Below are 23,966 nucleotides of genomic sequence, written 5' to 3' on the forward strand. Positions count from 1 at the left end.
ATTGCTCCTTCAGCTGTGGCCGGCTTCGATCAGGAGGGGCGGGTTCAGGCCCTGCGGATCTCGACGATGCGCACCGGGCCGGTGCCGCAGGGCAGCGAGCGCTCCACTGTCAGGCCCGACTTCTCCAGCAGCGCGGCGAATTCGCTCTCCGAGCGCTCGGCACCGCCGACGAGGACGAGCAGCAGCAGGTCGACGAAGAGCGTCGAGGCGGCGGGCCGCTCGTCGACGAGGTTGTCGATGACCAGGAGCCGGGAATCCGGCGTCATGGCGGCGGCGACGCGGCGGAGGATGCGTACGACGTCGTCGTCGTCCCAGTCGTGCAGGACGTGCTTGATGAGGTAGAGGTCGGCGCCGTCGGGGATGGTCTCGAAGAAGTCGCCGGGCAGGATCTCGCACCGGTCCGCGAGGCCGCGGCCGGTGAGGAGTTCGCGGGCCTCCTCGGCGACGGGCGGGCGCTCCAGCAGGGTGCCACGCAGGCCGGGGAAGGCGTCGAGGACGGCGGCCATGAGGCTGCCGCGGCCGCCGCCGATGTCCACGACGGTCGCGGCGCCGGAGAAGTCGTAGGCCGCGGCGACCTGGCCGGCCTCGGCGAGGGAGACCGACCCCATGGCGCGGTTGAACAGCTCCCGCGCCTCCGGGTCCTCGTGGGTGAGCTGCCAGAACGAGGTGCCGTTGGCCACGTCGAAGGACGCCTCGCCGGTGCGGACGCTGTGCGCGAGCTGCTCCCAGGCCCGCCAGTGCCAGGGGGCCGCCTGGAAGCGCGCGTCGGTGGCGACCGGGCTCGCGGGGTCGGGCAGCAGGACGGCGGAGAGGGCGTTCTGGGCGAACAGGTCGTCGTGGCCGAGGTCGTCGAAGACGCCCACCGTGGCGAGGAGGCGGAGCAGCCTGCGCAGGGTCTGCTCGTGCGCGCCCGTGGTCTCGGCGAGGGCGGCCGCGGTCCGGGGGCCCTCCTGGAGCAGTTCCGGGACGCCGAGTTCGACGGCCACATGGATGGCGCGGGCCTTCCACGCCCCTTGCAGGATGTCGTTCACGGTCTCTTCCGCGGCGGCGCGGGCAGCCGCGGCCTCGGCGTTCTCGGGTGTCTGCTCCACGGTCATACGGGGGTCCTCCACAGGGCATCGGGGGGGCAGGCGGCATGAGGACGGGGTGAGTGCGGCCAGGTCCGGGGCGACGGGGTGCGCGGATGCGGCCGCGGGCGGCGTGCGGGCGTCGGAGCCGCCCCGGCGGGCGGGGCGGCGCTGCGGGCACCGGCGGCGGACGGCCGGGAGAAGTGGCGCGCGGGCCGTTCAAGGACGGCGCGGGCGGCACACGGATCGCACGGACACCGGTACCGCGACCGGGCAGCACCGGGAGAGGAGCAAACGGTCCACCGAAAACCTGTGTGGAGCCAGCCAAACTGTGCCAAGCACCGGAAGGCCCGTCAAGATTCCGTCCGGCACCGCCTCGCCGTGACCGGAGCCTCCCGCAGTGTTTCGGCCATCGTGGATCAGCGGCCACGCCCTGCCGCACGGCAACTCCTCGACCGGCTCTAGGCTGTTGGGCGACCCCATGACCACGCGGTACGGCTGACCTCGCCGAGCCGCAGGAAGAAGGACCGGCGATGACACCAGAGGAACTCTCCGACTTCGCGCTGGAGCTGCCGGAGGCGGTGGACGACGAGGCGTTCGGCCCCGGAGCCGCGGTCTTCAAGGTGGAGCAGAAGGTCTTCGCCATCCTCCAGGACGCGTCCGAGGACCGTCCGGCGCAGGTCACGCTGAAGTGCGAACCGGATCTGGCGCTGCACCTGCGCGAGCAGTACGCGGCGGTGGTGCCCGGCTACCACGTCAACAAGCGCCATTGGAACACGGTTGTCCTGAACGGCACGGTTCCCGTGGATGAGCTGCGGGAGATGGTGGAGCATTCGTACGATCGCGTGGTGGCGGGGCTGCCGAAGGCGGTACGGGAACGCCTGGGCCTCCTGCGCAAGGTGTGACCCCACCCCACTCTCCTGCCTCTCCCGCCTCTGTCTCTCTCTGAATTTCCTTCGTTCCGTCGTCTGGAGAGAGTCCTCGTCCCGCTGTTAGCTTGATCCGACGATCGACGCCTGTCCGGCGCCGGAACGCTTCGGCCTTTCCGGCGCCTCCCGGATGACGGCATGCCAACTGCCACGCACACCGAGGGAGTCGCCCGTGACCATTCGCCAGCGTGTCGTCGTCATCATCACCGAGGGAGCGGCGCCCGAGCTGCTCGACCGCTGGTGCGCCCAGGGGCTGCTGCCCGGCTTCGCCGCTCTGCGCTCGCAGGGGGCCTCCGGGCCGCTCCACGCCGAGGGCACCCCCTATGAGCCGCCGGGCCTGCTGAGCGTCCTGACCGGCCGGCGCGCCGCGGACCACGGCTTCTTCTCCTACTGGACTTGTCACCACCCGGAGTACGCGCCGCAGGTCCTGACTCCCCAGCACCGCCGTCATCCGCTGCTGTGGCAGCACGAGGTCTTCCACGGCGTCAGATTCGCCTCGATCGGGCTCTTCGGCACCCACCCCCCGGAGCCCTTCGACGGTTCCCTGATCACCTATCCGATGTATGCCACCCTCCACGCCTGCCACCCGCGCAGCCTCCAGCGCACGCTGGCGAAGAAGGGCATCCGTCCCGTCCACGACGTGTCGATCTTCTGGACCGGCCAGGACCGCGACGAGCTGCTGCCCTCGCTGCTGGAGGCGGACGTGCAGCGCGGCCGCGCCGCGCTGGCGCTGCTGGAGGAATCCGATGTCGTGATCGTCAACCTCACGAGCATCGACCGCTGTTCGCACATCTACTGGCAGGAACTGGAGCACGGCCCCGAACACGAGCGGGACAGTGCCGTCTTCGCCGCCTACCGCACCTGCGACCAGGTGATCCAGGACGCCTTGCGGGCGGCCGGCGACCACACCAGCGTGGTGGCCTTCTCGGAGATAGGCTTCGGGCCGCTGCGCAATTACTGCTCCATCAACGACGAGATGGAACAGGCGGGATTCCTGACCACCGCCGAGGACGGCCACGTCGAGTGGGCCGCCAGTGCGGCCTTCGAGGCGGTGCAGGGCACCCATGGGGTGAACATCAATCTGCGCGACCGCTACAAGCACGGTCTCGTCCCGGAGCGTGACTACGAGAAGGTGCGCACCGATCTGGCGGCCGCGCTGCTGGAGCGGCGCAACCCCCGTACGGGCAGGCCGTTCTTCGAGGCGGTGCACCGCCGGGAGGAGGTCTATCCCGGCGAGGCCACCGCGCACGCGCCCGACCTCATCCTGGAGCCGGCCGACTGGCGCTATCTTCCGCTGGGCGACCCGCACTGGGCCTCACATGTCCACCGGGACTGGCAGAGCGGCTGGCACCGCCGGGAGTCCTACTGGTCGGCTGTCGGCCCCCACTTCACCGGCGGAACACGACAGAGTCGTACCGCCGCGCCCGTCGATATTCCCGCAACTGTCTGCGCCCTGCTCGGGCGTGACGTGCCGGCTGATTGGGATGGCGTTCCGCTGTCCTGAAATCGACGCCCTGCCAGCGGCGTTGACCCCCGCGAGGGATGCTCCGATTGGCCAAAGTCACCGCGCAGTCACTAGCGTACGGCGCGTCCGGCACATTCGGACTTCGCGGTCCGGTCGGCCCCGGAAAATCAGACGGCCCGGCGCGGAGACCTATTTCAAAGTGCAAGAAAGGAACGCGCATGTCAGCAAGGATTTCCCTCTTCGCCGTGGTGGTCGAGGACATGGCCAAGTCGCTGGAGTTCTACCGGAAGCTGGGCGTCGAGATCCCCGCCGAGGCCGACTCCGCGCCGCACACCGAGGCCGTGCTCGACGGCGGCATCCGGCTCGCCTGGGACACCGTCGCGACGGTGCGCAGCTACGACCCCGAGTGGCAGGCCCCCACCGGCGGGCACCGCTTCGCCATCGCGTTCGAGTTCCCCGACACCGCGAGCGTGGACAGGAAGTACGCCGAGCTCGTCGACGCCGGCTACGAGGGCCACCTCAAGCCGTGGGACGCCGTCTGGGGCCAGCGCTACGCCATCGTCAAGGACCCTGACGGCAACGTGGTCGACCTCTACGCGCCCCTCCCGTAACACCCTGGGCGGGGCCCGGACCGACCGCGCGTCCGGGCCCCGCCGGCTCGGCTCACCGGCACGTTCCCCGAAAGGTGGACACCATGGTCCTACGAGCGCCCAGGCGCCGGCGCGAACCGCGCCGCACGATCACGCCGCTGCCCGGCCGCGGCGAACGGGAAGAGATCTGCGGACGGGTCGCATTCGTCCGCCAGGAATACGGCCCGGCCCCGGCCGATCTGCTCCCCTTCCCCGATTCCCTGTCGGCCGCCCCGCTGGGCACCCTCCGCTCGGGGATCCGCACCGGATTCCTCGGCGGCCCCTGGCAGGACGGCTTTCCGCGCTATGTCTGGCAGCGGTCCGGTGACTCCGTCGTGGAATTCCGGCTGACGGGCCGTTCGCCGGGCGAATACACCGGATATGAACTCCACCCGAGCGAATGGCCGGAAGGGCTGGCGGACCATGCTTCCTGAGTTCCAATTGCAGTGGAATTGGCTCGACGCCCCGGCCGGCGGGGAAGGCGAGCTGCGGGCGACCTGGGCCCGGCTGCGCATCGCCGTGGGCGCCGAGACCGTCACGCTCGTCCAGGAGCCCGGACCGGGAACCTTCCGGGAGTACACGACCGGCTCGCTCTATCCCCTGGCCGAGTGGGTCGCCTTCAACTGGTGGTCTCTCGTGGCCGACGCGCGGCCCGGCACCCAGATATCCCAGCTGCGGTTCACCTACCGCTACGGCGTGGGCGACGACCGCGGTTCCTGGTGGATGCGCTCGCGCCGCCACATCCTGCGTGCCGCGTGCGACGGCTTCCGCTGGCCGGACATGCTCTTCGTGCCCGAGGGCCGGGAGACCCGGATCGTGTGGATGCCCGACATGGGCCCCGACGCGCGCCCGGGCGACCGCTTCGCGAGCCGCGGCAACTCCTGCGTGGAGAGCGCCGCGTTCACCGCCACGCTGGCCTCGTTCGTCGACGCGGTGACCGAGCGCCTCACGGCCCAGGGCATCACCGGTACCCCCCTCCAGGAGGAGTGGGCCGCCGTCCGCGCCACCGACGAGGACGAGGCGGCCTTCTGCCGCGTCGCGGCCCGGCTGGGCCTGGACCCCTACGCGGAGGCGGAGCCGTACGAGGCCGACATCCTCAAGGCCGCCGAGCAGCTGCCGGAACCTCTCGCCAGTGACTTCTTCAACGGGGTGCGGCCGGAGCGGATAGCCGACCAGCTCCAGTGGATCGCGCGCGTCAGCACCCTGATGGGCACTGCGCCGCAGGACGCCCCGCTTCCCGCCGAGCTGGTGGAACTGCGCAAGGACTGCGCCGACTTGAGCGAGCGGTTCTTCGCTCCGGGGCGGCTCGACAACCCCTGGGACCTCGGCTACGAGGTGGCGCACCGGGTGCGCGCGTGGGCCGGGATCGACGACACCGCGCCCTTCGACCCGGCCCCCCTGATGGGCTACCGCACCGAGCAGGTTCCCTATATGGACCGCGGCCTGGTCGCCCTCGGCACCCGCAGGGGCGCGGACGGGCCGGTCCTGGTCTCCTCCCGGCGCTACACCGACCGCCCTCGCCGCTTCCTCCAGGCCCGCGCGCTGTGGCATCTGATCTGCGACCCCGACGACACCTTCCTGATCGCGGCGGCGCACACCCACCGCCAGCACGTGGCGCGCGGCTTCGCCCTGGAGGTCCTGGCCCCGGCCAAGGGCGTGGCGAGCCTGCTGGCCGACCCCGGGCACCTGGTGTCCGCGGAGGACGTCGAGGTGATCGCCGACGACTACGGCTGCGGCAACATCGTCGTGGAGCACCAGCTGGACAACCGCGTCCTGGCGAAGGACTTCACCTGGTCCGGCCGGCCGCGCGCCGGCGCCCCGGCCGGTGAGAGGGGCCGGGGCGCATGACCGCCACCACCGGGCCCGCCTTCCCCTTTCCGCCCGGCCCCGAGGGCACCGTGCCGCCCGAGTACGCGCGGCTGCTCGCCGAGGACCCGGTCTCCGAGGTGCGCCTGGCGGACGGCTCACGCATCTGGCTGGTGACGCGGCACGAGGACGTGCGCACGGTGCTCGACGGCGGCCGCTTCAGCCGCCACCGGGCCGCCACACTGCCGGGAGCGGGGTTCGGCCGGTCCCAGGGGCCGGGCATCGTGGACCTCGACCCGCCGGAGCACGGGCGGCTGCGCGGTCCGGTCGTGGCCGCGTTCGGCGCCTCGCGCACGGCGCGCTTCGCCCCTCGCATCGAGGCGGCGGCGGAGGCGGTCCTGGACCGGCTCCCCGCCGGTGCCGGGACGGTCGACCTCGTCCAGGCGTACACCGCGCCCTTCGCGGGCCGCGTCACCTGCGAGTTCCTCGGGCTGCCCGGGGAGCGGTGGCAGGAGGTCACCTCCGATGTCGAACTGCTGCTGCTTCCCCGCGGCGCCACCGAGCAGGCGCTGAAGGAGGCACGCGGCAGGCTCGGGCAGGTGCTGGACGACCTGCTCGCCGCCCGCAGGGCCGAACCGGGCGACAGCGTCACCGACACGCTGCTGGGCGCGGCGGAGCTCACCGACGACGACCGGCGCCTGCTGCTCCACGGCCTGATCATCTCGGGCTTCATCACCATCCGCGACCTGCTGGCCCGGCACCTCTTCGGCGTGCTCTCCTCCCCCGGCCTCGCGGCGCGCCTGCGCGACGACCCGGCCGTACTGCCGTCCGCCGTCCAGGAGTTGCTGCGCTACTACCCTTCCAGCAACGACGGACTGCTGCGGGTCGCCACCGAGGACGTGGTGCTCTCCGGCCGGCGGATCGCCGCCGGTGACGCGGTGCTGCCGCTGGTCTCGGCGGCCTCCCGCGACCCCGCGGTCTTCACCGACCCCGGCGTGCTCGACATCGACCGGGTCGCCGATCGCGGCATCGCCTTCGGCGCGGGAGCGCACGCCTGCCCCGCGACGGGGCTGGCCGTGACCGAACTGACCGTCGGCATCGGCCGCCTGCTGGCCGCCTTCCCCCACGTCGCCCTGGCCGTGCGGCCCGACGAGGTCGAGCACAGCTCCGAACTGCTGCCCCTGGGCATCCGGTCGCTGCCGGTGGTCCCCGGGCCGCGCCGCTGAGCCGGAGCCCCCGGGGCACGCGCAGCGCACTTCCCCACGTCCCGGCGAGGAAGGCTCCGTTGGTGAAACCTGCCAGCCACTCCGCGGCGCCCGGCGGCGTGGACATCGAAGAGCTCGCTTCCCCATGGGGCACGGCACGTCAAGGGAGACGACCCGCAGCGCCGGTACGCCGGAGACCCACGCGCGGCTCCAGGCCCTGAAGTCGCGGTACGGCCGGGCCGTGTCCTCCGGTTCAACCCCGAAAGCCCGCCGTTGCCGGCCGGGCCCGGCCGGCGCATCCCCACGGGTCAGCAGAAGGAGACGGTGAAGACGATGAACCGGGCGGACACCGCGGTCGAGCGGTTCCCGATGTACATCGACGGGCAGGCCGTGCAGGCCCACGACGGTGCCGTGCTGCGCACCTTCGAGCCGGCCACGCGGCGCCATCTGGCCGACCTCCCCAGCGGCGGCCCGGAGGATGTGCGCCGGGCGGTGGCCGCCGCGCGGCGGGCCTTCGACGAGGGCCCGTGGCCGCGGCTGTCCCCGGGCGAACGGGCGGGCCTGCTGCGCGAGGTGGCACGGAGGCTACGCGAGGAGGCCGGTCCCCTGGCCGAGTTGGAGGCCCGCGACAACGGCTCGACGCTGCGCAAGGCCCTCGGGGCCGATGTGCCGGGGGCCGCGGCCGCCTTCGAGTGGAGCGCGTGGTGGGCGGAGCGGCTGCCCGAGCGGCAGCCGGAGGCACCCGGTTCCGGCTCCTACGTGGTATGGCGGCCGGTCGGGGTCGTCGCCGCGATCGTGCCGTGGAACCTGCCGCTGCTGCTGGCGGCCTGGCGCATCGCCCCCGCCGTCGCCGCGGGCAACACCTGCGTGCTCAAACCGGCCTCCTTCGCCTCGCTCTCCACGCTGCGGCTGGTCGCGCTGCTCCACGAGTGCGGCCTGCCGCCGGGCGTGGTCAACGTGGTCACGGGGCCGGGCGGTGTCACCGGGGAGCGGCTGGTGCGCTCGCCCGGTGTCGACCTCGTGGCGTTCACCGGCTCCGACGAGACCGGGGCCGCCGTACGGGAGGGTGCCGCCTCGGCGGGGACGAGCGCCCGGCTGGACCTGGGCGGCAAGTCCCCCAACATCGTGCTCGCGGACGCCGATCTGGACCGGGCCGTCACCGGTGTCGCCTGGGGCGCGTTCCTGCACAACGGGCAGGTGTGCATGGCCGGCACGCGAGCGGTGGTGCACGCCGGTGTTCATGACGAGTTCCTGCGGCTGCTGGCCGAACGGGTGGGCCGGCTGCGCGTCGGCGATCCGCTGGATCCGGCCACCGACCTGGGTCCGCTGGTCTCGCGCAACCAGGCGCGTACGGCCAGGCGCTTCACCGAGCTCGGCCTCTCCCAGGGCGCGGAGCTGGTGTGCGGGGGCAGGGCCCCGACGGCGGACGAACTGCCGCACGGGCTGGACGCCGGGGCGTATTTCCTGCCCACGGTGCTGGCGTCGGTCGGCCCGGACGACGCGGTCGCGCAGGAGGAGATCTTCGGCCCGGTGCTCGCGGTCGTCCGGGCGGAGTCCGACGAGGACGCGGTGCGCATCGCCAACGGCTCCCGCTACCGGCTCAGCGCCGGGGTGTGGTCCCGCGACCCCGCGCGGGCCCGCTCGGTGGCCGAGCGGCTGCGCGCGGACCGGGTGTGGATCAACGACTACCGGCTGGTCGATCTGGAGCTGCCCGGCGCCGCCGGGTCCCGCTCCGCCGTGTGGGACCGGCTGACCAACGAGCTGGACGCGTACCGCCGGAAGCATGTGGTGCACGGCGGCGGGGCGGGAGCGGGCGGGGTGTCGGCGCCGCCCACTCCCTACGCGCTGCTGGGCGGGTGATGTCAGCCGAGGACGGAGCCGCGGGAGCCCCGCGGCGCGAGACCCAGCAGTTCCCGCAGGGTGGGGGCCACGTCGTAGAGCGACAGACCGTCCGCGCGGCCGGGGGTGACGCCGGGGGCGCTGAGGGCGAAGATGCCGGTGTCCCCGTGGTTGGCGTGGTCGGGTCCGGTGTCGTTCTCCGTCGTGTAGAGGCCCTTGCCCATGCCGAGGGTGGCCAGGGCCCGCCAGCGCAGGTTGCCCACGTAGACCAGGAGGTCGGGGGCGATGCCGTTGACCTCTCCGTAGAGCTCGGCGGGGCGCAGGGCGCGGGTGCCCATCGGCTGCCCCTGGTCGTCGGGCAGCGCTTCCAGGGCGGCGGCGATGAGGTCGCGGGTGGTCTCGTACTCCGCGGCCGGGATGGTGCCCTGCGGCTCGCGGCCCTCGACGTTGAGGAAGATCCGTCCGTAGTAGCCGCCTTCGGCCCAGGCGGTGGTCCGCTTCCAGTCGACGGCGGCCTGGGCGACGGGGGTGGGGCCGGCGGGTTCCTCGGTCAGGACGAGGTAACCCTCCTTGCGCAGCCATTCGTTGATGAAGAGGCCGCCCACCATGGGCTGGGCGCCATGGTCGGAGACGACGAGGACGGCCGTGTTCTCGGGGAGGCTCTCCAGGAAGCGGCCGAGGTGCCGGTCGAGGGCGCGGTAGTAGTCGCGGAAGAGGCCGGTGTAGGCGTTGCCCGGCTCGTGGCGCGGGTGGTCCGGGTCGCAGTATTTCCAGAAGCCGTGGTGGAGGCGGTCGGGGCCCATGTCCACGAAGGAGAGGAAGTCCCACTCCTGGGTGGTCGCCAGGTGGCGCGCGACCTCGAAGCGCTGCTCGCTCATGTCGAAGACGCCCTGCGAGACGCGTTCCAGGTCGGTGGAGCGGAAGTCCTCCACGTCCAGGGCGTAGCCGCCGGTGAGCTTGTGCAGCTCGTCGGCGAGGCCAGGCGGGGAGGTGTAGCGCGACCGCGTGGAGGGGGCCAGGAAGCAGGAGACCATGGCGCCCTGGATGGGGGCGGGAGGATAGGTGCCGGGGACGCCCAAGACCACGCTGGTGCGCCCGGCGGCCGTCATCTCGTCCCAGATGCGGGGAGCCCGGATGCTGTGGGAGGTGGCGAACTTCAGCGGTCCGTAGTCATAGGCGCCGCGGTCGCGGAATCCGTAGACGCCCAGTTCGCCGGGCGAGCGGCCGGACATCATGCAGGACCAGGCGGGCATGGTGATGGGCGGGTCGATGCTGCGCATCGGACCCCACAGGGATTTCCGCCTGAGGGCGGTGAACACCGGCATGTCCTCGGCGAACCGGTCGAACATGTACTGCGGGGTCGCGGAGTCGAGTCCTATCACGGCAACTTTTCCGGCAGCGGGCATCGCGGATTCCTCTCGCTGTGCGCACCGTGCGACATTGCTTGCCGGAAAACGTACACGGCGGTCCGGCGGTCCGACAGGGGGCCGTGGAAATGCCGTCGCATTTCCGTGTGCCGGGCCGGTGGGGAACTCCCGCCGCAATCCCGGCGAGCCCGCCGGAATCCCCTGTCACATTCGACCGGAAAATCTGCGAACCCCCGGGGAGACCAATGAAGATCAGCATCGCTCTGCCGAACACCGTGCCCGGCGTGGACGGACATCTGATAACCGATTGGGCAAGGCGGGCGGAGGAGCGGGGATTCGCCTCGCTCGCGGCCACCGAGCGCCTGGTGTATCCGGGCCTCGACCCGCTGCTGGCGCTGGCGGCGGCGGCCGGGGCGACCTCCCGGATCGGGCTGCTCACCAATGTCCTGATCGGCCCGCTGCGCACCGCGCCGGTGCTGGCGAAGGCGGTCACGAGTCTGGACTCGCTGTCGGGCGGGCGGTTCACGCTGGGGGTCGGGCCCGGGGTGCGCGAGGACGACTTCGAGGCCGCGGGACGCGTCTTCGGCGACCGGCGCGCGGCGTTCGAGGAGCAGTTGGAGCTGCTGGGCCGGGGCGCCGGGCCGGGCGCGGACGGGCCCGGCGTGCCGGTCCTGGTCGGCGGGGTCAGCGCGGCCGCGGTGCGCCGCGTGGTGCGCTGGGCCGACGGCTGGACGGCGCCGGGACTGGAGCCGGGGAAGATCGTGCCGGTCGCCGGGCGGGTGCGCCGCGCCTGGAGCGAGGCGGGGCGCGCGGGGGCGCCGCGCGTGGTGGCGCTGGCGCGCTACACCCTGGGCGAGGACGTGGCACAGGAGTCGGCGGCCTTCGTCAGGGACTACTTCGCGGTGCTGGGCGAGGAAGCGGAGGAGTTCGTGGCGAAGACCCCGCGCACCGCAGGACAGCTGCGCGAGGCGGTCTCGGCGCTCGCCGACGGCGGGGTGGACGAGGTCGTCCTGCACCCCACGGCGGCGGCGCTGTCCCAAGTGGACCGGCTGGCGGACGCGTTGCTCTAGGGGCGGCGCGGCCGCCCCTTCAGCGGCCGGCGCGCCAGCCGCCGGCGAACCGCAGGGCCCGCTCCACCCCGTCGAAGCGGAAGGGGTGCCCGACCTGGAAGATCAGGTGCTGGACACCCATCGCCACCAGGCGGCGCAGCTCCTCGTCGGTCTGGTCGCGGGTGACGAAGGCGCTGCGTTCGATCTCCGCCGGGTCGCGGCCGACCCGCGCGCACCACTGGTCCAGCACGCGGTTGCCCTCGGCGAAGCGCCAGGCCATGGTGTTCCAGACGGCGGCGCGTTCGGCGGCGAAGCGCAGCAGGCGCCGCTGTCCGTCGCCGCCGATGAGCAGGGGGAGCTCGCCGAGCGGGCCGGGGCACAGCCTGCCGAGTCTGCGGTCGACGCGCTCGACCGCCTCGATGAGCCCCGCCACCCGCTCCCCCGCGCCGGGGGCCGGGTATCCGTACTCCTTCAGGTCGCGTTCGACCCACCCGGCGCCCATGCCGAGGATCAGCCGGCCGTCGCTGAGGTGGTCGACCGTGCGGGCCATGTCCGCCAGGAGGTCGGGGTTGCGGTAGGCGTAGTTGGAGACCAGGGTGCCCAGCCGGGCGGCGCGGGTGTCGGCGGCCATGGCCGCCAGCAGGGTCCACGCCTCGAAGTGGCTGCCGTCGGGGTCCCCGGTGAGCGGGAAGAAGTGGTCCCACAGCCACAGCGAGTCGGCGCCCAGGGAGTCGGCCGCCCGCCAGGCGGCCCGCAGCTCGGCCACCGAGGTGTGCTGAGGGGCCAGCCAGACCCCGATGCGGAGGGGACCGTCCGGCGGCGATGTGTGTGCCATGGAGAATCCGTCCTTCCCACACATGAAAAAATCATGGACCGGCGTTTTTCGCGCTATGGTGCGGGCCAGATTTCGGCTGCTAGCCTCGCCATATGGATGCGACTTTGACGAATGACGTCGAGAAAGCCTCCCGGGATCTGGTCGAATCCGGATACTGCCTGATCGAGTGCCCGTTGCCGGCCGCGGTCTTCGAAAAGCTCAGAGGGCGGCTGCTGGAGGTCGCCGAGCAGGAGCGTGAGAACGGTTCGGCTTTTCTCTACGACGGCGGAAACCAACGCGTCTTCAGCCTGCTGAACAAGGGCGAGGAATTCGAGCAGAACGTGCAGGACCCCACCGTCATGCGCCTGATGGAGGAGATCCTGGGCTTCGGCTTCCTGCTCTCCAGCACGCACGCCAATATCGCGGGTCCCGGCGGCTCCCGGATGCATCTGCACGCCGACCAGACCTTCGCCCGGCCGCCGTGGCCCCCGTATCCGCTGGTGGCCAACAGCATGTGGATGCTGGACGACTTCACCGAGGACAACGGCGCGACCCGCCTGGTGCCCGGCTCCCATCTGCTGGGCCGGCAGCCGGACTACGACCGGGGCGAGGGGAACACCGAGTCGGTCCCCGTGTGCGCGCCGGCCGGGAGCGTGATGGTCTTCGACGGGCGCCTTTGGCACCAGACGGGCGCCAACTCCACCGGCCGGCCACGGCACGGCATCCTCAACTACTACTGCCGCGGCTACGTCCGGCAGCAGCAGAACTTCTTCTCGGGCCTGCGGGAGGACGTCGCCACCCGCGCGACGCCCGAGCTGCGCCGGCTGCTGGGGTACGAGAACTACTTCTCCCTCGGGATGACCGACGGCCTGCCGTAGCGGCGCCGGGCGGGAGAGCGGACGGGGCCGGGGCGGTGCGGGAGAGAGGACGCGGACATGTCGCGAACGGCTGAGGGGAACGCCGGGGGCCTGGTGGTGCCGGTGGTCCGGCTGGTCACCGTGACGGACGGGCCGGACGCGGAGGGCTGGCGGGAGGCGCTCGCCCCCGAACTGGCCGCGGACCACGGCCTCGACGCGATCGCGGAGGCGGCCGGGGACGGCGGGCCGTGGGCGCTGTTCTGCGCCGGTGCCGGGCTGGGCGCGGCGCTGCGGGCCGCCGGGCGGGCGGCACGCCCGCCGGTCCATGTGCTGCTGTGGCTCGGCGACCGCGGACCGGGCGGGGAGGCGGAGGAAGGCTTCGGCCAGCTGCCCTGCCCCGTCACCGTCCTGGTCTCGGCGGCGGTGGACCGCCACCGCGCCGTGGTCCCGGCCTGGCGCGGTCTGACCGAGGGGCCTTTCACCGTACGGATCCTCCCGGCGGCCTGTCCGCTGCCCGGGGCGTGCGACCGGGCCGGCGCCCAGGTGATCAAGGAGGAGCTGCGGGTGTGGCCCGCCTGAGCGTGCGTACGCGCCGGTCCGCGTCACCGTCAGCTCTCGGGAACCAGCCGGGTGAGGGCACGGGCGGCCAGCCGATAGCCGAGCGCTCCCATCCCCATCACGACACCGGAGGCCAGCGGGGCGGTGACGGAGGTGTGCCGGAACGCCTCCCGCCCCCATACGTTGCTCAGGTGCACCTCCACCCAGGGCGGGGCGAAGTCGGCGAGCGCGTCGCGCAGTGACCAGCCCGCGATCATCAGGGCCCCGGGGTTGACCACGGCTCCCACCACGTCGTGGTGGCTCTGGAGCACATCGACCAGTTCTCCCTCGCCGTTGCGCTGTTCGGAGACCAGCCGCCAGCCGCGCGCCCCCACCTCCTCGGCCACGGCGGCCTCGATCTCGGCCAGGGTCTCGGTGCCGTAGATCTCCGGCTGCCGTTTGCCGAGGGTCCCCAGATTGGGTCCGTTGAGCAACAACACGCTGCGCATGCCGGTCTCCTCTCAGCCCACGAGTGACTTGTGGAGTTCCGCGGGGGTGGCTCTGGCCAGGTCGGCGTCGTCGGGGAGGTCGGCGCCGAGCTCCTCCTCCAGGACGACGGTGAGTTCGATGAGCCGGGCGGAGTCCACCGCCAGCTGTTCACCGAGCGGCGTGTGGGGGTCCAGGACGGCGTCCTCGGCCCCCAGTGTCCTCGTCACGAGACGCAGGAAGTCCTCCAGCGCGGGCGCTCGTTCCATGGTCGTTCGCTCCTTCGGGGTCCGGCGCCGCGGGCGGCCGGGCGGGCGGCCCGGCGGGCGCAGGGGCAGGTCCTGTTCGTAGTGCAGGCCGAGCCGCAACGCCGTCTCGGCCTTGGCCAGTTCGGCGCCGAGGTATCCGGCGTGGGCGGGGTCCTCGATGACCCCGGCCTCCAGCAGCCCGAGCAGCATCGACTCCCCGCGGGTGCCCCACATCTCATGGCAGGGCATCACCTCGGAGGTGTAGTGGCGCAGCAGGATACGCCGGTGCTCGCGGTCGAGGCTGATCAGGACGAAGCCGCCGATGCCCGCGTCCAGGGAGCGGCGCCGGCCCACCGGGTGCAGGCGCCCGAACCCGGGTCCGCTGAAGCGTGGTTGATCCGTGTCGTGGTCGCGGGGCTGGCGGTCCGGTGCGCGCCGTACCCGTGCGAGGAGCGCCGCGACCTCGGCGCGCAGCGTCCCCTCGTCGCGCACGCCGCGGGCGTCGACCAGCTCGACGCGGGCGCGTACCTCGTCGATCTCCCGCTCCGTCACCGATCTCAGGACCGGGAGGTAGCCGATGGCTCCCCGGATGTGCCCGTCCTCGGGGCGGAGGCCGTGCTGGAAGAGGGCGATCAGACTCTGACCGGCGAGGAAGCGGGGCGAGTCGCGGCCGCACACGAGCAGGCCGCGGACCGTACGGTCGTGCCGCAGGGCCTTGATCACCTGCTCGATGCCCAGGTTGGCGGTCATCAGCGTGCCGGCGACGGCCACGCCGGGCAACCGGGCCAGGGGGGTGACCAGTTCCCTGCTGCTCAGCGTGCAGACCGCCACCCGTGCCGTGGCGGCTTCCGTCTCACCACGTGGCACCGCTGCCCTCTCCCGTGTACTGGCGCGGCAGTCCGCCGGGGCGTTCCCTGGGGATGGTCGAGCTGACCTCCGTCACCCGGGCACCGAGCCGGGTGAGGGCCATGCCGACGCGCAGCTGTTCGCTGCGGAGCAGGTCGAGGCGGTCGCGGAAGAAGTGCTCGACGTCCACCACCTGCCGGCTCTGCTTCTCCGGGTCGAGGGAATCGTTCATGACCGCCTCGACATTGGACATGAAGAAGGCGTAATTGTGCTGCCCCATCTCCTGGCGGATCTCGTGCACCCGGTCCTTGAAGTTCTCCATCACCTCGTCCACCCCCGGCAGGGAGGTGAACCGGCGGTGCAGCCGGGAGATGAAGGTCTGGAGAACGACGTTGTAGGTCTCGAAGGCGAAGACGGAGGACTGCTCGGTGATGACGCCGTGCCGGTGGTAGTCGTCGTTGTTGTACAACTGGGCGAAATGCTTGGCGAGCCGTCCGACGCGCGGGTCCTTGAATTCGTAGCCGTACGGGTCGAGCCCTTCGAGATAGCTCTCGCACAGGAGTCCGTCGGTGCGCATGCGGCTCACGATGGCGGTGCCGGGGTAGATCTCCAGGCGCTCGGTCATGCGCCGGAGATTGTGCCCGGAATTGTCGCGCAGGAAGGCCGCGTTGGTGACGATCGTCTCCAGGGTCGCGTACGGGTGGAAGGGGATGAACCCCATGGCGAGATAGATGCCGTGTTCCCGCAGCATCCTGATGATGGTGACGTTGTCCTCGACGGTGGCGCGTTTCTCCCAGAGCAGCAGTTCCTCGGCGGTGCCGGCTTCGATGCCGACGTTGACCTTCTCCAGGCCCGAGGCGACCAGCAGATCGAGCAGGGCGTGGTCCTCGGGGGTGTCGTGCCAGTTCTCGGCCCGCATGCAGACGTTGTAGTAGATGTCGAGGCCGCGCTCCAGGATGCCGTTCGCGATGGCCGCGACCCGTTTCTTGCCCACCCGGCCGCCGTCGGGGTCCTCGAAGGTGGAGTCGACGAAGTCGAAGGTCCGGAACTGGTGGCGCGCGACGATCTCGGCGACCTCGTCCACGATCTGTTCCGGCCCGCGACCGCGCCACGCCTTGCCCGCCTGGACGCGGTTCTTCAGGTGCGGGGCGGAGCAGAAGGCGCAGTTGGCTACGCAGCCCCGGCTGGTGCTCACCCGGACGTACTCCAGCTTGTCGCCGTGCTGGCTGAGCTGGTCCCGGGCGGGGAAGGGGAGGTCCTCCAGATTGTGGATCAGGGGGCGGGCGGGGTTCTGGCGCGGGGTGCCGTCCTCGTCGCGGTAGCAGATGCCCTTGCAGGCGGACAACGGCTCCTTGAGGCAGAGCCGTTGGACGAGGTCGAGGATGGTGGGCTCGCCCTCCCCCACGGCGACGACGTCGGTCCAGGGGTTGTTCCGCAGGACGTCGAGGCCCGCGAAGGTGCCGGCGGGGCCGCCGCAGGCGATCGTCGTCCCCGGCAGCTCCTCCCGCAGCAGCCGGCACAGGGTCAGGCAGCTGCCCAGGTTCAGGCTCATCAGGGTGAAGCAGACGAGGTCGGGGCGGAATTCCTTGAGTGCCTCGACGGTGGCGGCCGCCGCGTCGTCGCCGTGCTCCACCTCCCGGATCTCCGCGGTGAAGCCGGTGTGGCGCAGCACGCTGGCCATATAGGCGACGCCGAGGTGTTCGGGGGACATCACGAGGTCGCCGTCGAGGAGGATCAGGAAACTGACCCGGAAGGACGCGGGATCGGTGATGCGCGGGTCCAGGGCCAGGTCGAGTGTGCCCGGTTTGGGTGCCGATGGTGCCAGACCGAGGTCGTGCTTCATCAGAACTCCCTGATGTCGGGATGGGGATCCGTACGGCCGCGGGCGGACGCGGGTCCCGTCGTGCCGAGCACAGCCGCGCCGTCGAGCCCGCCGGGGTGGATGCCCAGGGAGGCGAGGACGGTCGGGGCCACGTCGGTCATGTCGAGCGGGCCGCCGGCCGCCCCGGGGACGGGCGCGCCTCGGCGGTAGAAGACCGCGTCGTCGCGGGTGTGCGTGCCGGTGAGGATGTCATCGCGCACGGTGGCCGTGCCGCCCCAGCCGCCGCGCAGCTGCACACCGGGGGCGGGCACGGCCACCAGGTCGGGGGCGTTGCCCAGGATCGGGCCGTGGTAGACCTCCGGGGCGCGGTAGAGGGCACGGACGAGGAGCGGTCCGTCGACATCGGGGCCGAGGCGGGTGCCGTCGCAGCGCAAGGCGGCCAGCTCCCGCGCGATCTCGTGGGCGGCCTCGTCCGCCTCCGCGTCGGTCAGGCCGCCGCCGGGGAAGCGGCTCTTGCGGTTGAGGTAGACGCGGGCGGGGTCGAGCGCGAAGGCGGTGCTGCGCGCGTCGACCGCGGTGAGGTCCGGACACGCGTCGAGCCCGGCCAGCCAGCCGGACTCCCTGAGCCACGCGTTGAGATAGACCTGACAGGCCGCGGGGCCGAAGCCGTGGTCGCTCATCAGGAAGAGTTCGCCGCCCGGCGGGAGGGTGCGCACCAGGGCGGCCACGCAGTCGTCCACGAGGCGGTAGAAGCCGAGGACGTCCCCGTGCAGGGGGTCGGCGGGGTCGGCGACGGCGCGCCACAGGAAGTGGTGGACGCGGTCGGTCTCGGTGAGCACGGCGACGGCGAGGTCCCACGCCTCCTGCCGCAGGAGGCGTTCCATCGCCCGGGTGCGGGCGCGCAGGGCCCGGACGGCGCGTCCGAGGAAGGCCGCCGGGTCGGCGGCGACGTCACCGACCTCGACGTCGAGTTCGTAGTCGAGGCCGCGCAGCAGGGGCAGCAGCCGTGGCGGGCTGACGGCGCGCTCCAGTTCGGGGGCGACGAAGCCGGAGACCAGCACGCCGTCGATGGCGGGGGCGGGGTAGGTGCCCGGCACGTTCAGGCACAGGGTCCTGCGGCCGGCGCGGGAGGCGAGTTCCCACAGCGGGGGTTCGCGCAGCTGCTCGACACCGGGGAAGCGGATGCGGTAGCCCTCGCCCGGGGTGAGGTCGGTGAAGCCGTAGATGCCGTGCCGGCCCGGGTTGGTGCCGGTGAGGAAGGTGGCCCAGGAGGTGGAGCTGATCTCCGGTACGGGTGCCAGCAGTTCCGCGCAGTGGCCCTCGGCGAGCAGCGCCGCGGTGTGCGGCATGGTCCCGTCGCCGGCCAGGCGGGTCAGCAGGGTCCTCGGCATGCCGTCGAGCCCGATCACCAGGGCGTGCCGGTCCATCGTGCTCACGTCCTTCCGCTGCGGGGAGCCGGGCCGGGGGCAAGAGCGCGCGCGGTCGTCATTCGGCGGGCGCGGTGACGCCGCTCATGCGCTCGGACACATAGCCGGCGAGGAGGTCGAGGCTGTCGATGAGCTTGATCGACAGGTCCTCGTCGGCGATCTCTATGCCGAATTCGCTCTCGACCCAGATGAGGAATTCGATGGTGTTGATCGAGTCCAGCCCGAGCTTCTCCACGAGCCCCTCGTCGGGCACGGCCGAGGGTTCCAGGGACAGTTCGAGGGAGTCGACGAGCACCTTGCGCAGCCGGTCCTTGATCTTGTCGGTGGTCAGGGTCTCCATGACAGACAAACCTCTCTCCTCCACACCGCCGCGGACGGCGGGACTCCGGTGGGGACAAGCGCCGGTACGGCCCGGCGGTGGTTACAGATAGCCCATTTCGCGCAGGCGGTCACTGGTGTAGGCGTCCTCGCCGCCGGCGGCCGCGACCGTGGCGGGGCTCGTGGTGGCCGGGGCGCCGGTGGCCTCGACCCGGGGATCGGCGGGCGGGAGGCGTACGCCGTCGTCGAGGACGGCGGTCACGGGGCGGCCGTGGATGTCCTTCGGCCACGCGGCCCCGAGGTCCGTGAGCAGGGTGGGCAGGGTGTCGGTGAGCGCGACGGTGCCGGGCAACCGGCCAGGGCGGACGCGGGGCGAGCGGTGGGCCCACATGCCGCGGTAGCGGTGCAGGCCGGTCTGCGCGCTCGGCCGCCACACCTCTCCGCCGAGGTCGGGGACGGGGAGCACGGTCTCGTCCTGCGGGACGAGGAGGAGGTCGGGTGCCCGGCCCGTGTGCGGCCCGGGGTACGCCTCTTCGCGCGGGCGGACGGCCCGGAAGACCCGCTCCCCCTCGGGGCCGGTCAGCCCGGAGAGCAGGTCCGCGACCTCGTCCATGACCCGTGCGCGGTCGCGGGGGGCGACGGTGCCGCGCCGCTGGCGGCCCCGCACATTGACATTGAGGCCGTAGCTGCCGGGCACGGGCATGTAGACGCTGGTGCGGCGGAAGTCGACGTGGCGCCCGCCGCCCGCGAACCAGCTCGCCGCCGTGTCCTGCGGCTCCTCCCCCGGCGCGGTGGCCAGCAGTCCGGCCTCCTCCAGGAGCGTGTGCACCGCGAGGCCGTGCCGTCCCGGGCCCAGGCCGTGGTCGGAGACGAGCACGACGGAGGTGTCCTCGTCCACCAGCTCCAGGAGTTCGCCGACCGCCTGGTCGATGGCCCGGTAGATCCGGGGCATGGCGACATCCCAGCCGCTGCCTTCGGGTGCCGCCCGGTGGCCGGGGTGAGAGGGGTCGCCGAAGTGCCAGTAGTGGTGGCCGACCCGGTCTGCCTCGGTGAGCACGACCATCACGACGTCGGTGGGCCGGGTGGTCATCAGGTGCCGTACGGAGCGGACCCGCGCGGCCACATTGCGCTCGGCTTCCTCCAGATAGGCCATGTCGCCCCGGAACATGGTCGCGAGGTCCGACTGGAAGTGGGCCTTGGCGGCGGCCAGTTCGCGCAGCAGGGAATCCGGGCGGCAGTGCTTGAGGGTGCGCTCCAGCGGCCAGGTGACCTGGTAGCCGGGGAGGTCGGCCGGCGGGTGCGACATGGGGATGTTGACGAGGCCCAGCGAGTATTCCTGCGCGGCCAACCAGTCCCAGGCGCTGGACCTGCCCAGATCGCCGGAGCGCGTGACACGGGCCCCGTAGGCGGGGTCCTGGGTGTCGTAGAACTGATAGATCCCGTGGCCGCCGGGGTCGCTGGCGGACACGAACGTGCTCCACCCCGGCGCCGTGTGGGCGGGCCAGGTGCAGTCCGTGGCGGCGCCGGCGCTCTCGCGCAGCAGCTTCGCCATATGGGGCAGCAGACCGCACTCGATCAGCGGGTCGACCGTATCGAATGTGCCTCCGTCGATTCCGATGACGAGGGCGCGGGGAGAGGGTGGCACGAAATTGCCTCCAGCTCTGAAAAACTCATCATGATTGCAGGCGGAAACCGCCGCTCATCGATGATCCGAGGACTGTAACAGCCCCTCACCGGTGCGTCCACAGACCGCACAACGGTGGCCGTAGGGCGCCCGGATCCGAGGTCCGGAGTCGGATTCGGCTCAATGAACCATGCACAGAGCACATACCAGGACGCTGCCCGGCCCACCATACGCGACGCCGCGCGCTCCCTCCAGGCATGCGGTTTGAGCCACTTCGACGCGGGACAACGCGGCCTAGGGCACTGCCGGAGCGTCCGTGAACTGGCCCAATTCACTCCGGTAAAAGGTAATTTCACAGCTCAACCACCCTGCTGACGAGAATCCACCGCCCACCGGGGGCCGGGGCAGAGCTTCCCGGCAAGGGTGTTGACTCCGGCAACTGCCCTATGGAGGCTCGTGCTTGGCATGTGATCCGGCCCACGACCGGGGGCCGGATCACATGCCCGCTCCGGCCGGCCTCACGCCGCGGGCCGGATTTCCTCCTCGCCCCCGAGGAACGGTGATTCCCGTCGGGTCACGCACCGCCTCGGCGCAGGGTGAACACAACGGAAACGAGCCGTGCACAACGGCCCCCGAAGACATCCGAAGTCACCACGGACTCGGCACCCATCCGTCAGCCGTACAGCGCCCGAAGCCGCCCATGCCGCACCCGCAGGACCGAAAGGCTGCTCAATGACACCAACGTCCGGTGATGACGTCCTGTCCTTTCCCTCATGGCCGCAGCACGGCGCGGAGGAGCGCGCCGGTCTTCTCCGGGCCCTGGACCAGAAGGGGTGGTGGCGCGACGCGGGGCAGGAGGTCGGCCTCTTCGAGCGGGAATTCGCCGACTATCACGGCGCCCCGCACGCGATCGCGACGACGAACGGCACCCACGCCCTGGAACTCGCCCTGGGGGTCATGGGGATCGGCCCCGGTGACGAGGTCATCGTCCCCGCGTTCACCTTCATCTCGTCGTCGCTGGCCGTGCAGCGCGTGGGCGCGGTGCCGGTGCCGGCGGACGTACGGCCCGACACCTACTGCCTCGACGTCGACGCCGCCGCGGCGCTGGTCACCCCGCGGACCAAGGCGATCATGCCGGTCCATATGGCGGGCCAGTTCGCCGATATGGACGCCCTGGAGAAGCTCTCCCTCACCGCGGGCGTACCGGTCCTCCAGGACGCGGCGCACGCCCACGGCGCGCAGTGGCAGGGCCGACGGGTCGGGGAACTCGGCTCGCTCGCCGCCTTCAGCTTCCAGAACGGCAAGCTGATGACCGCGGGTGAAGGCGGCGCCCTGCTGCTGCCCGACGACGACTCCCACCGCGAGGCGTTCCTCCAGCACTGCTGCGGACGCCCGCCCGGGGACCGCGTCTACCGCCATCTGACGCAGGGCTCCAACTACCGCATGAACGAGTTCTCCGCGAGCGTCCTGCGCGCTCAACTGACACGCCTGAAGGGGCAATTGCGCATCCGTGAGGAGAGCTGGGCGCGGCTGCGCACAGCGCTGGCCACCATCGACGGAGTGGTGCCGCAGGGGCGCGACGAGCGCGGCGATCTCCACTCCCACTACATGGCCATGGTCCGGCTGCCCGGGATCTCCGCCGCGCGCCGCCTCGCCCTGGTCGACGCGCTGGTCGAGCGGGGGGTGCCCGCGTTCGTCGGCTTCCCGCCGGTCTACCGCACCGAGGGCTTCGCACGCGGCCCGGCGTCGGCGGACGCCGAGGAGCTGGCCAAGAACTGTCCCGTGGCGGAGGAGATCGGCAGCGACTGCCTCTGGCTGCACCATCGCGTACTGCTCGCCGACACACCGACGCTGGACCGGCTGGCGGAGATCTTCTCCGGCCTCGTCGGCGCGCTCTGACCCGATGCGGACCCCCCACGGCAGCACCGCGCCCCGGCTGAGCGTCGTCGTCCCCAGCCGGGGACCCGCGGCACGCCTGCGCGCGACCCTCGCGTGCCTGACCGGATCCGGCCCGGGGACGCCTTCCTTCGAGGTCGTCGTCGTCGACGACAACGACGGGGGCGGTCAACTGTCGGCGGCCGCAGGCGAGATGGGCGAGCTGATCCCGCTGCGTGTCGTGCGGGGTCCGCTGCGGGGGCGGGCCGCCGCCCGGAACGCCGGGGCCGCCGCGGCCCTCGCGCCCCGGCTGGTCTTCCTCGACGACGACGTCCTGGTGGGCCCCGGATTCCTCGCGGCACACGCCGGCGCCGCGGACCCGGGCGCCTTCACCCACGGCCGGCTCCGCGAACTTCCCACCGCCGCACGGTTCCTCGCCACGGTCGACGGGGCCCCTCCACCCGAGGTCCGGCGCGCCCGCGCCGACCTCGAACCCGCCTCCCCGGCCACCCCGGAGCGGCGCCCGCCGCACCGGCGGCTCGTCGCCAACGCCCTGGAGCGGGCCGTGGAGGCCATGGCCGGCGGCTCCCTGCCGGACGTCGCGCCCTGGCTCGGCTTCATCGGCGCGAACACCGCCCTCGACCGGGCCGTATGGGAGCGCACCGGCGGATTCGACGAGGAGTTCGGGCGCACCTGGGGGTGCGAGGACCTGGAGTTCGGATTCCGCCTGCACGCCGCCGGGCTGCGCAGGACCCTCGCCCCCGGCGCCCTCGGCGTGCATCTCAGCCACGCCCGCCCCGGCCGCTGGGAGCAGCACCACCGCAACCTGACGCACTTCTCCACCACCCATCCGCACCCGTCGGTGCGCGCCCTGGAGGCCCTGCTCGGGCCGGAGGGCACGCCCGAGGCGTATGTGCGCGCCGTCCAGGCCGAAGAGGCCGCACCGGCACGGGACGCCGCCCGGTGAGCGGCATACCGGCCACCGTGCCGCAGGGGCCCGTGGTGCTCTCCCCGCACGCGGACGACGCCGTGTGGTCCCTGGGCGGGCGGCTGGCGCGCTGGGTCGCCGAGGGCCTGCGGCCGACCGTCGTCACGGTCTTCGCCGGGCCCGCGGCCGGGGCGCCCGGGTCGTGGCGCGCCGCCGCCGATCCCGCGGTGCGCCAGGCCGAGGACCGGGCGGCGTGCGCCGAACTGGGCGTGCGCCATGTGCCGCTGGACTTCACGGACGCGGCCCTGCGCACGGCCTCGGGCACCTATCGCTACGCTTCCCCGCGCCGGCTGTTCGGCCCTTGGCACCCGGCCGACCTGCCCCTGCTGGACGAGGTCCGGGCGGCTCTGCGGCCGCTGTGCGCGGGGGCGGCGAGCGTCCACGCCCCCCTGGCGGCGGGCCGGCATGTCGACCACCGCCTGGTCCGCGGCGCGGTGGAGGCTCTGGCCCCCGCCCGCACCGTCTTCTACGAGGACTTCCCCTACCGGCTGCGCGAGCGTGATCACGCGAACCTGCGGCCGCGCACGGAGCGGCTGCCGTCCGCGGCGGTGGACCGCTGGCTCACCGCCGCCGGTCACTACACCAGCCAGGCCGGCGCCCACTTCGGCGGGGTCGCCGCCCTGCGCGAGGCCCTGCTCGCCCGCGCCCGCGCGCACGGCGGGGCCGGCGGGCCGGTGCACGCCGACCGCCACTGGGTGCCCGTCGGCCGGGACGACCGGGGCGAGGCCCGGCCCGCACTCGTGGAAAGGGGGCCGTGACCCACGCCGC

Annotated in this window: 22 protein-coding genes; 13 read left to right on the forward strand and 9 right to left on the reverse strand. The window is 72.5% G+C overall.

Annotated features, from left to right (window positions below):
• Window positions 1-44 precede the first annotated feature (44 nt).
• Complete coding sequence (locus ACH427_RS12040) at window positions 45-1,097, reverse strand: methyltransferase (protein ID WP_398869320.1); 1,053 nt, start codon at window positions 1,095-1,097, stop codon at window positions 45-47.
• A 503-nt stretch (window positions 1,098-1,600) separates the two neighbouring features.
• On the opposite strand from ACH427_RS12040, the gene ACH427_RS12045 reads away from it, so the two are divergent.
• The 7 genes from ACH427_RS12045 to ACH427_RS12075 all read left to right on the forward strand — a co-directional run bounded on the left by ACH427_RS12045 (window position 1,601) and on the right by ACH427_RS12075 (window position 8,961).
• On the forward strand, window positions 1,601-1,972 hold the full coding sequence (locus ACH427_RS12045) for an MmcQ/YjbR family DNA-binding protein (RefSeq protein ID WP_398869321.1): 372 nt from the start codon (window positions 1,601-1,603) through the stop codon (window positions 1,970-1,972).
• 196 nt (window positions 1,973-2,168) lie between these two features.
• Complete coding sequence (locus ACH427_RS12050) at window positions 2,169-3,500, forward strand: alkaline phosphatase family protein (protein WP_398869322.1); 1,332 nt, start codon at window positions 2,169-2,171, stop codon at window positions 3,498-3,500.
• A 179-nt stretch (window positions 3,501-3,679) separates the two neighbouring features.
• Window positions 3,680-4,072: a VOC family protein gene (locus tag ACH427_RS12055; RefSeq protein WP_366002349.1), complete on the forward strand. Its 393-nt coding sequence runs from the start codon at window positions 3,680-3,682 to the stop codon at window positions 4,070-4,072.
• 83 nt (window positions 4,073-4,155) lie between these two features.
• On the forward strand, window positions 4,156-4,524 hold the full coding sequence (locus ACH427_RS12060; protein ID WP_398869323.1) for a hypothetical protein: 369 nt from the start codon (window positions 4,156-4,158) through the stop codon (window positions 4,522-4,524).
• The gene (locus ACH427_RS12065; RefSeq protein ID WP_398869324.1) at window positions 4,514-5,938 is read left to right on the forward strand and encodes a hypothetical protein; all 1,425 of its coding nucleotides are present in this window, start codon (window positions 4,514-4,516) and stop codon (window positions 5,936-5,938) included. Before ACH427_RS12060 ends, ACH427_RS12065 begins: the two co-directional genes overlap by 11 nt.
• Entirely contained in the window at window positions 5,935-7,122 is a 1,188-nt protein-coding gene (locus ACH427_RS12070) for a cytochrome P450 (protein WP_398869325.1), read from the forward strand. Before ACH427_RS12065 ends, ACH427_RS12070 begins: the two co-directional genes overlap by 4 nt.
• Window positions 7,123-7,434: 312 nt before the next feature.
• Entirely contained in the window at window positions 7,435-8,961 is a 1,527-nt protein-coding gene (locus ACH427_RS12075; protein ID WP_398869461.1) for an aldehyde dehydrogenase family protein, read from the forward strand.
• Between the two features lie 2 nt (window positions 8,962-8,963).
• Here ACH427_RS12075 and ACH427_RS12080 read toward each other — a convergent pair whose 3' ends face one another.
• Complete coding sequence (locus ACH427_RS12080; protein ID WP_398869326.1) at window positions 8,964-10,346, reverse strand: alkaline phosphatase family protein; 1,383 nt, start codon at window positions 10,344-10,346, stop codon at window positions 8,964-8,966.
• A 206-nt stretch (window positions 10,347-10,552) separates the two neighbouring features.
• Here ACH427_RS12080 and ACH427_RS12085 point away from each other — a divergent pair, with 206 nt between their 5' ends.
• Complete coding sequence (locus ACH427_RS12085) at window positions 10,553-11,377, forward strand: LLM class flavin-dependent oxidoreductase (RefSeq protein ID WP_398869327.1); 825 nt, start codon at window positions 10,553-10,555, stop codon at window positions 11,375-11,377.
• A 19-nt stretch (window positions 11,378-11,396) separates the two neighbouring features.
• Here the strand turns inward: ACH427_RS12085 and ACH427_RS12090 are convergent, their stop codons facing one another.
• A complete protein-coding gene (locus ACH427_RS12090; protein WP_398869328.1) occupies window positions 11,397-12,191 on the reverse strand; it encodes an LLM class F420-dependent oxidoreductase in 795 nt (264 codons plus the stop codon).
• Between the two features lie 92 nt (window positions 12,192-12,283).
• Between ACH427_RS12090 and ACH427_RS12095 the strand changes: the two genes are divergently transcribed.
• Together ACH427_RS12095 and ACH427_RS12100 are read left to right on the forward strand one after the other, a co-directional pair.
• Window positions 12,284-13,048, forward strand: a complete 765-nt coding sequence (locus tag ACH427_RS12095) for a phytanoyl-CoA dioxygenase family protein (RefSeq protein ID WP_398869329.1) — start codon at window positions 12,284-12,286, stop codon at window positions 13,046-13,048.
• Window positions 13,049-13,105: 57 nt separating this feature from the next.
• A complete protein-coding gene (locus tag ACH427_RS12100; protein ID WP_398869330.1) occupies window positions 13,106-13,606 on the forward strand; it encodes a hypothetical protein in 501 nt (166 codons plus the stop codon).
• A gap of 29 nt (window positions 13,607-13,635) precedes the next feature.
• On the opposite strand, the gene ACH427_RS12105 is transcribed toward ACH427_RS12100, so the two are convergent.
• From ACH427_RS12105 to ACH427_RS12130, 6 genes are all read right to left on the reverse strand, one after another.
• A complete protein-coding gene (locus ACH427_RS12105) occupies window positions 13,636-14,073 on the reverse strand; it encodes a type II 3-dehydroquinate dehydratase (protein WP_398869331.1) in 438 nt (145 codons plus the stop codon).
• 12 nt (window positions 14,074-14,085) lie between these two features.
• On the reverse strand, window positions 14,086-15,165 hold the full coding sequence (locus tag ACH427_RS12110; protein WP_398869332.1) for a phosphopantetheine-binding protein: 1,080 nt from the start codon (window positions 15,163-15,165) through the stop codon (window positions 14,086-14,088).
• Complete coding sequence (locus ACH427_RS12115; RefSeq protein ID WP_398869333.1) at window positions 15,152-16,987, reverse strand: B12-binding domain-containing radical SAM protein; 1,836 nt, start codon at window positions 16,985-16,987, stop codon at window positions 15,152-15,154. The genes ACH427_RS12110 and ACH427_RS12115 overlap by 14 nt, the downstream gene beginning before the upstream one ends.
• Window positions 16,987-18,393 carry an alkaline phosphatase family protein gene (locus tag ACH427_RS12120; protein ID WP_398869462.1) on the reverse strand — a complete coding sequence of 469 codons (1,407 nt, stop codon included), beginning with the start codon at window positions 18,391-18,393 and terminating at the stop codon, window positions 16,987-16,989. The genes ACH427_RS12115 and ACH427_RS12120 overlap by 1 nt, the downstream gene beginning before the upstream one ends.
• Window positions 18,394-18,451: 58 nt before the next feature.
• Window positions 18,452-18,733 carry a phosphopantetheine-binding protein gene (locus ACH427_RS12125; RefSeq protein WP_398869334.1) on the reverse strand — a complete coding sequence of 94 codons (282 nt, stop codon included), beginning with the start codon at window positions 18,731-18,733 and terminating at the stop codon, window positions 18,452-18,454.
• 81 nt (window positions 18,734-18,814) lie between these two features.
• The gene (locus ACH427_RS12130; protein WP_398869335.1) at window positions 18,815-20,356 is read right to left on the reverse strand and encodes an alkaline phosphatase family protein; all 1,542 of its coding nucleotides are present in this window, start codon (window positions 20,354-20,356) and stop codon (window positions 18,815-18,817) included.
• A gap of 711 nt (window positions 20,357-21,067) precedes the next feature.
• Here ACH427_RS12130 and ACH427_RS12135 point away from each other — a divergent pair.
• From ACH427_RS12135 to ACH427_RS12145, 3 genes are read left to right on the forward strand one after another with little or no spacing between them, the layout of a single operon-like run.
• Complete coding sequence (locus ACH427_RS12135) at window positions 21,068-22,234, forward strand: DegT/DnrJ/EryC1/StrS family aminotransferase (protein WP_398869336.1); 1,167 nt, start codon at window positions 21,068-21,070, stop codon at window positions 22,232-22,234.
• A gap of 4 nt (window positions 22,235-22,238) precedes the next feature.
• Window positions 22,239-23,177, forward strand: coding sequence for a glycosyltransferase family 2 protein (locus tag ACH427_RS12140; RefSeq protein ID WP_398869337.1), 939 nt, complete (start codon window positions 22,239-22,241; stop codon window positions 23,175-23,177).
• Entirely contained in the window at window positions 23,174-23,956 is a 783-nt protein-coding gene (locus ACH427_RS12145; RefSeq protein WP_398869338.1) for a PIG-L deacetylase family protein, read from the forward strand. Before ACH427_RS12140 ends, ACH427_RS12145 begins: the two co-directional genes overlap by 4 nt.
• Window positions 23,957-23,966 lie beyond the last annotated feature (10 nt).

Origin of the sequence: Streptomyces sp. NPDC020379, assembly GCF_044387105.1 — a bacterium.
GTDB lineage: Bacteria > Actinomycetota > Actinomycetes > Streptomycetales > Streptomycetaceae > Streptomyces.

Coding starts and splice junctions, on each gene's coding strand:
- ACH427_RS12140 (WP_398869337.1), top strand. CDS start 22,239: ATGCGGACCCCCCACGGCAGCACCGCGCCCCGGCTGAGCGTCGTCGTC.
- ACH427_RS12075 (WP_398869461.1), top strand. CDS start 7,435: ATGAACCGGGCGGACACCGCGGTCGAGCGGTTCCCGATGTACATCGAC.
- ACH427_RS12100 (WP_398869330.1), top strand. CDS start 13,106: ATGTCGCGAACGGCTGAGGGGAACGCCGGGGGCCTGGTGGTGCCGGTG.
- ACH427_RS12090 (WP_398869328.1), bottom strand. CDS start 12,191: ATGGCACACACATCGCCGCCGGACGGTCCCCTCCGCATCGGGGTCTGG.
- ACH427_RS12055 (WP_366002349.1), top strand. CDS start 3,680: ATGTCAGCAAGGATTTCCCTCTTCGCCGTGGTGGTCGAGGACATGGCC.
- ACH427_RS12085 (WP_398869327.1), top strand. CDS start 10,553: ATGAAGATCAGCATCGCTCTGCCGAACACCGTGCCCGGCGTGGACGGA.
- ACH427_RS12045 (WP_398869321.1), top strand. CDS start 1,601: ATGACACCAGAGGAACTCTCCGACTTCGCGCTGGAGCTGCCGGAGGCG.
- ACH427_RS12060 (WP_398869323.1), top strand. CDS start 4,156: ATGGTCCTACGAGCGCCCAGGCGCCGGCGCGAACCGCGCCGCACGATC.
- ACH427_RS12105 (WP_398869331.1), bottom strand. CDS start 14,073: ATGCGCAGCGTGTTGTTGCTCAACGGACCCAATCTGGGGACCCTCGGC.
- ACH427_RS12065 (WP_398869324.1), top strand. CDS start 4,514: ATGCTTCCTGAGTTCCAATTGCAGTGGAATTGGCTCGACGCCCCGGCC.
- ACH427_RS12040 (WP_398869320.1), bottom strand. CDS start 1,097: ATGACCGTGGAGCAGACACCCGAGAACGCCGAGGCCGCGGCTGCCCGC.
- ACH427_RS12125 (WP_398869334.1), bottom strand. CDS start 18,733: ATGGAGACCCTGACCACCGACAAGATCAAGGACCGGCTGCGCAAGGTG.
- ACH427_RS12115 (WP_398869333.1), bottom strand. CDS start 16,987: ATGAAGCACGACCTCGGTCTGGCACCATCGGCACCCAAACCGGGCACA.
- ACH427_RS12070 (WP_398869325.1), top strand. CDS start 5,935: ATGACCGCCACCACCGGGCCCGCCTTCCCCTTTCCGCCCGGCCCCGAG.
- ACH427_RS12095 (WP_398869329.1), top strand. CDS start 12,284: ATGGATGCGACTTTGACGAATGACGTCGAGAAAGCCTCCCGGGATCTG.
- ACH427_RS12135 (WP_398869336.1), top strand. CDS start 21,068: ATGACACCAACGTCCGGTGATGACGTCCTGTCCTTTCCCTCATGGCCG.
- ACH427_RS12080 (WP_398869326.1), bottom strand. CDS start 10,346: ATGCCCGCTGCCGGAAAAGTTGCCGTGATAGGACTCGACTCCGCGACC.
- ACH427_RS12120 (WP_398869462.1), bottom strand. CDS start 18,393: ATGGACCGGCACGCCCTGGTGATCGGGCTCGACGGCATGCCGAGGACC.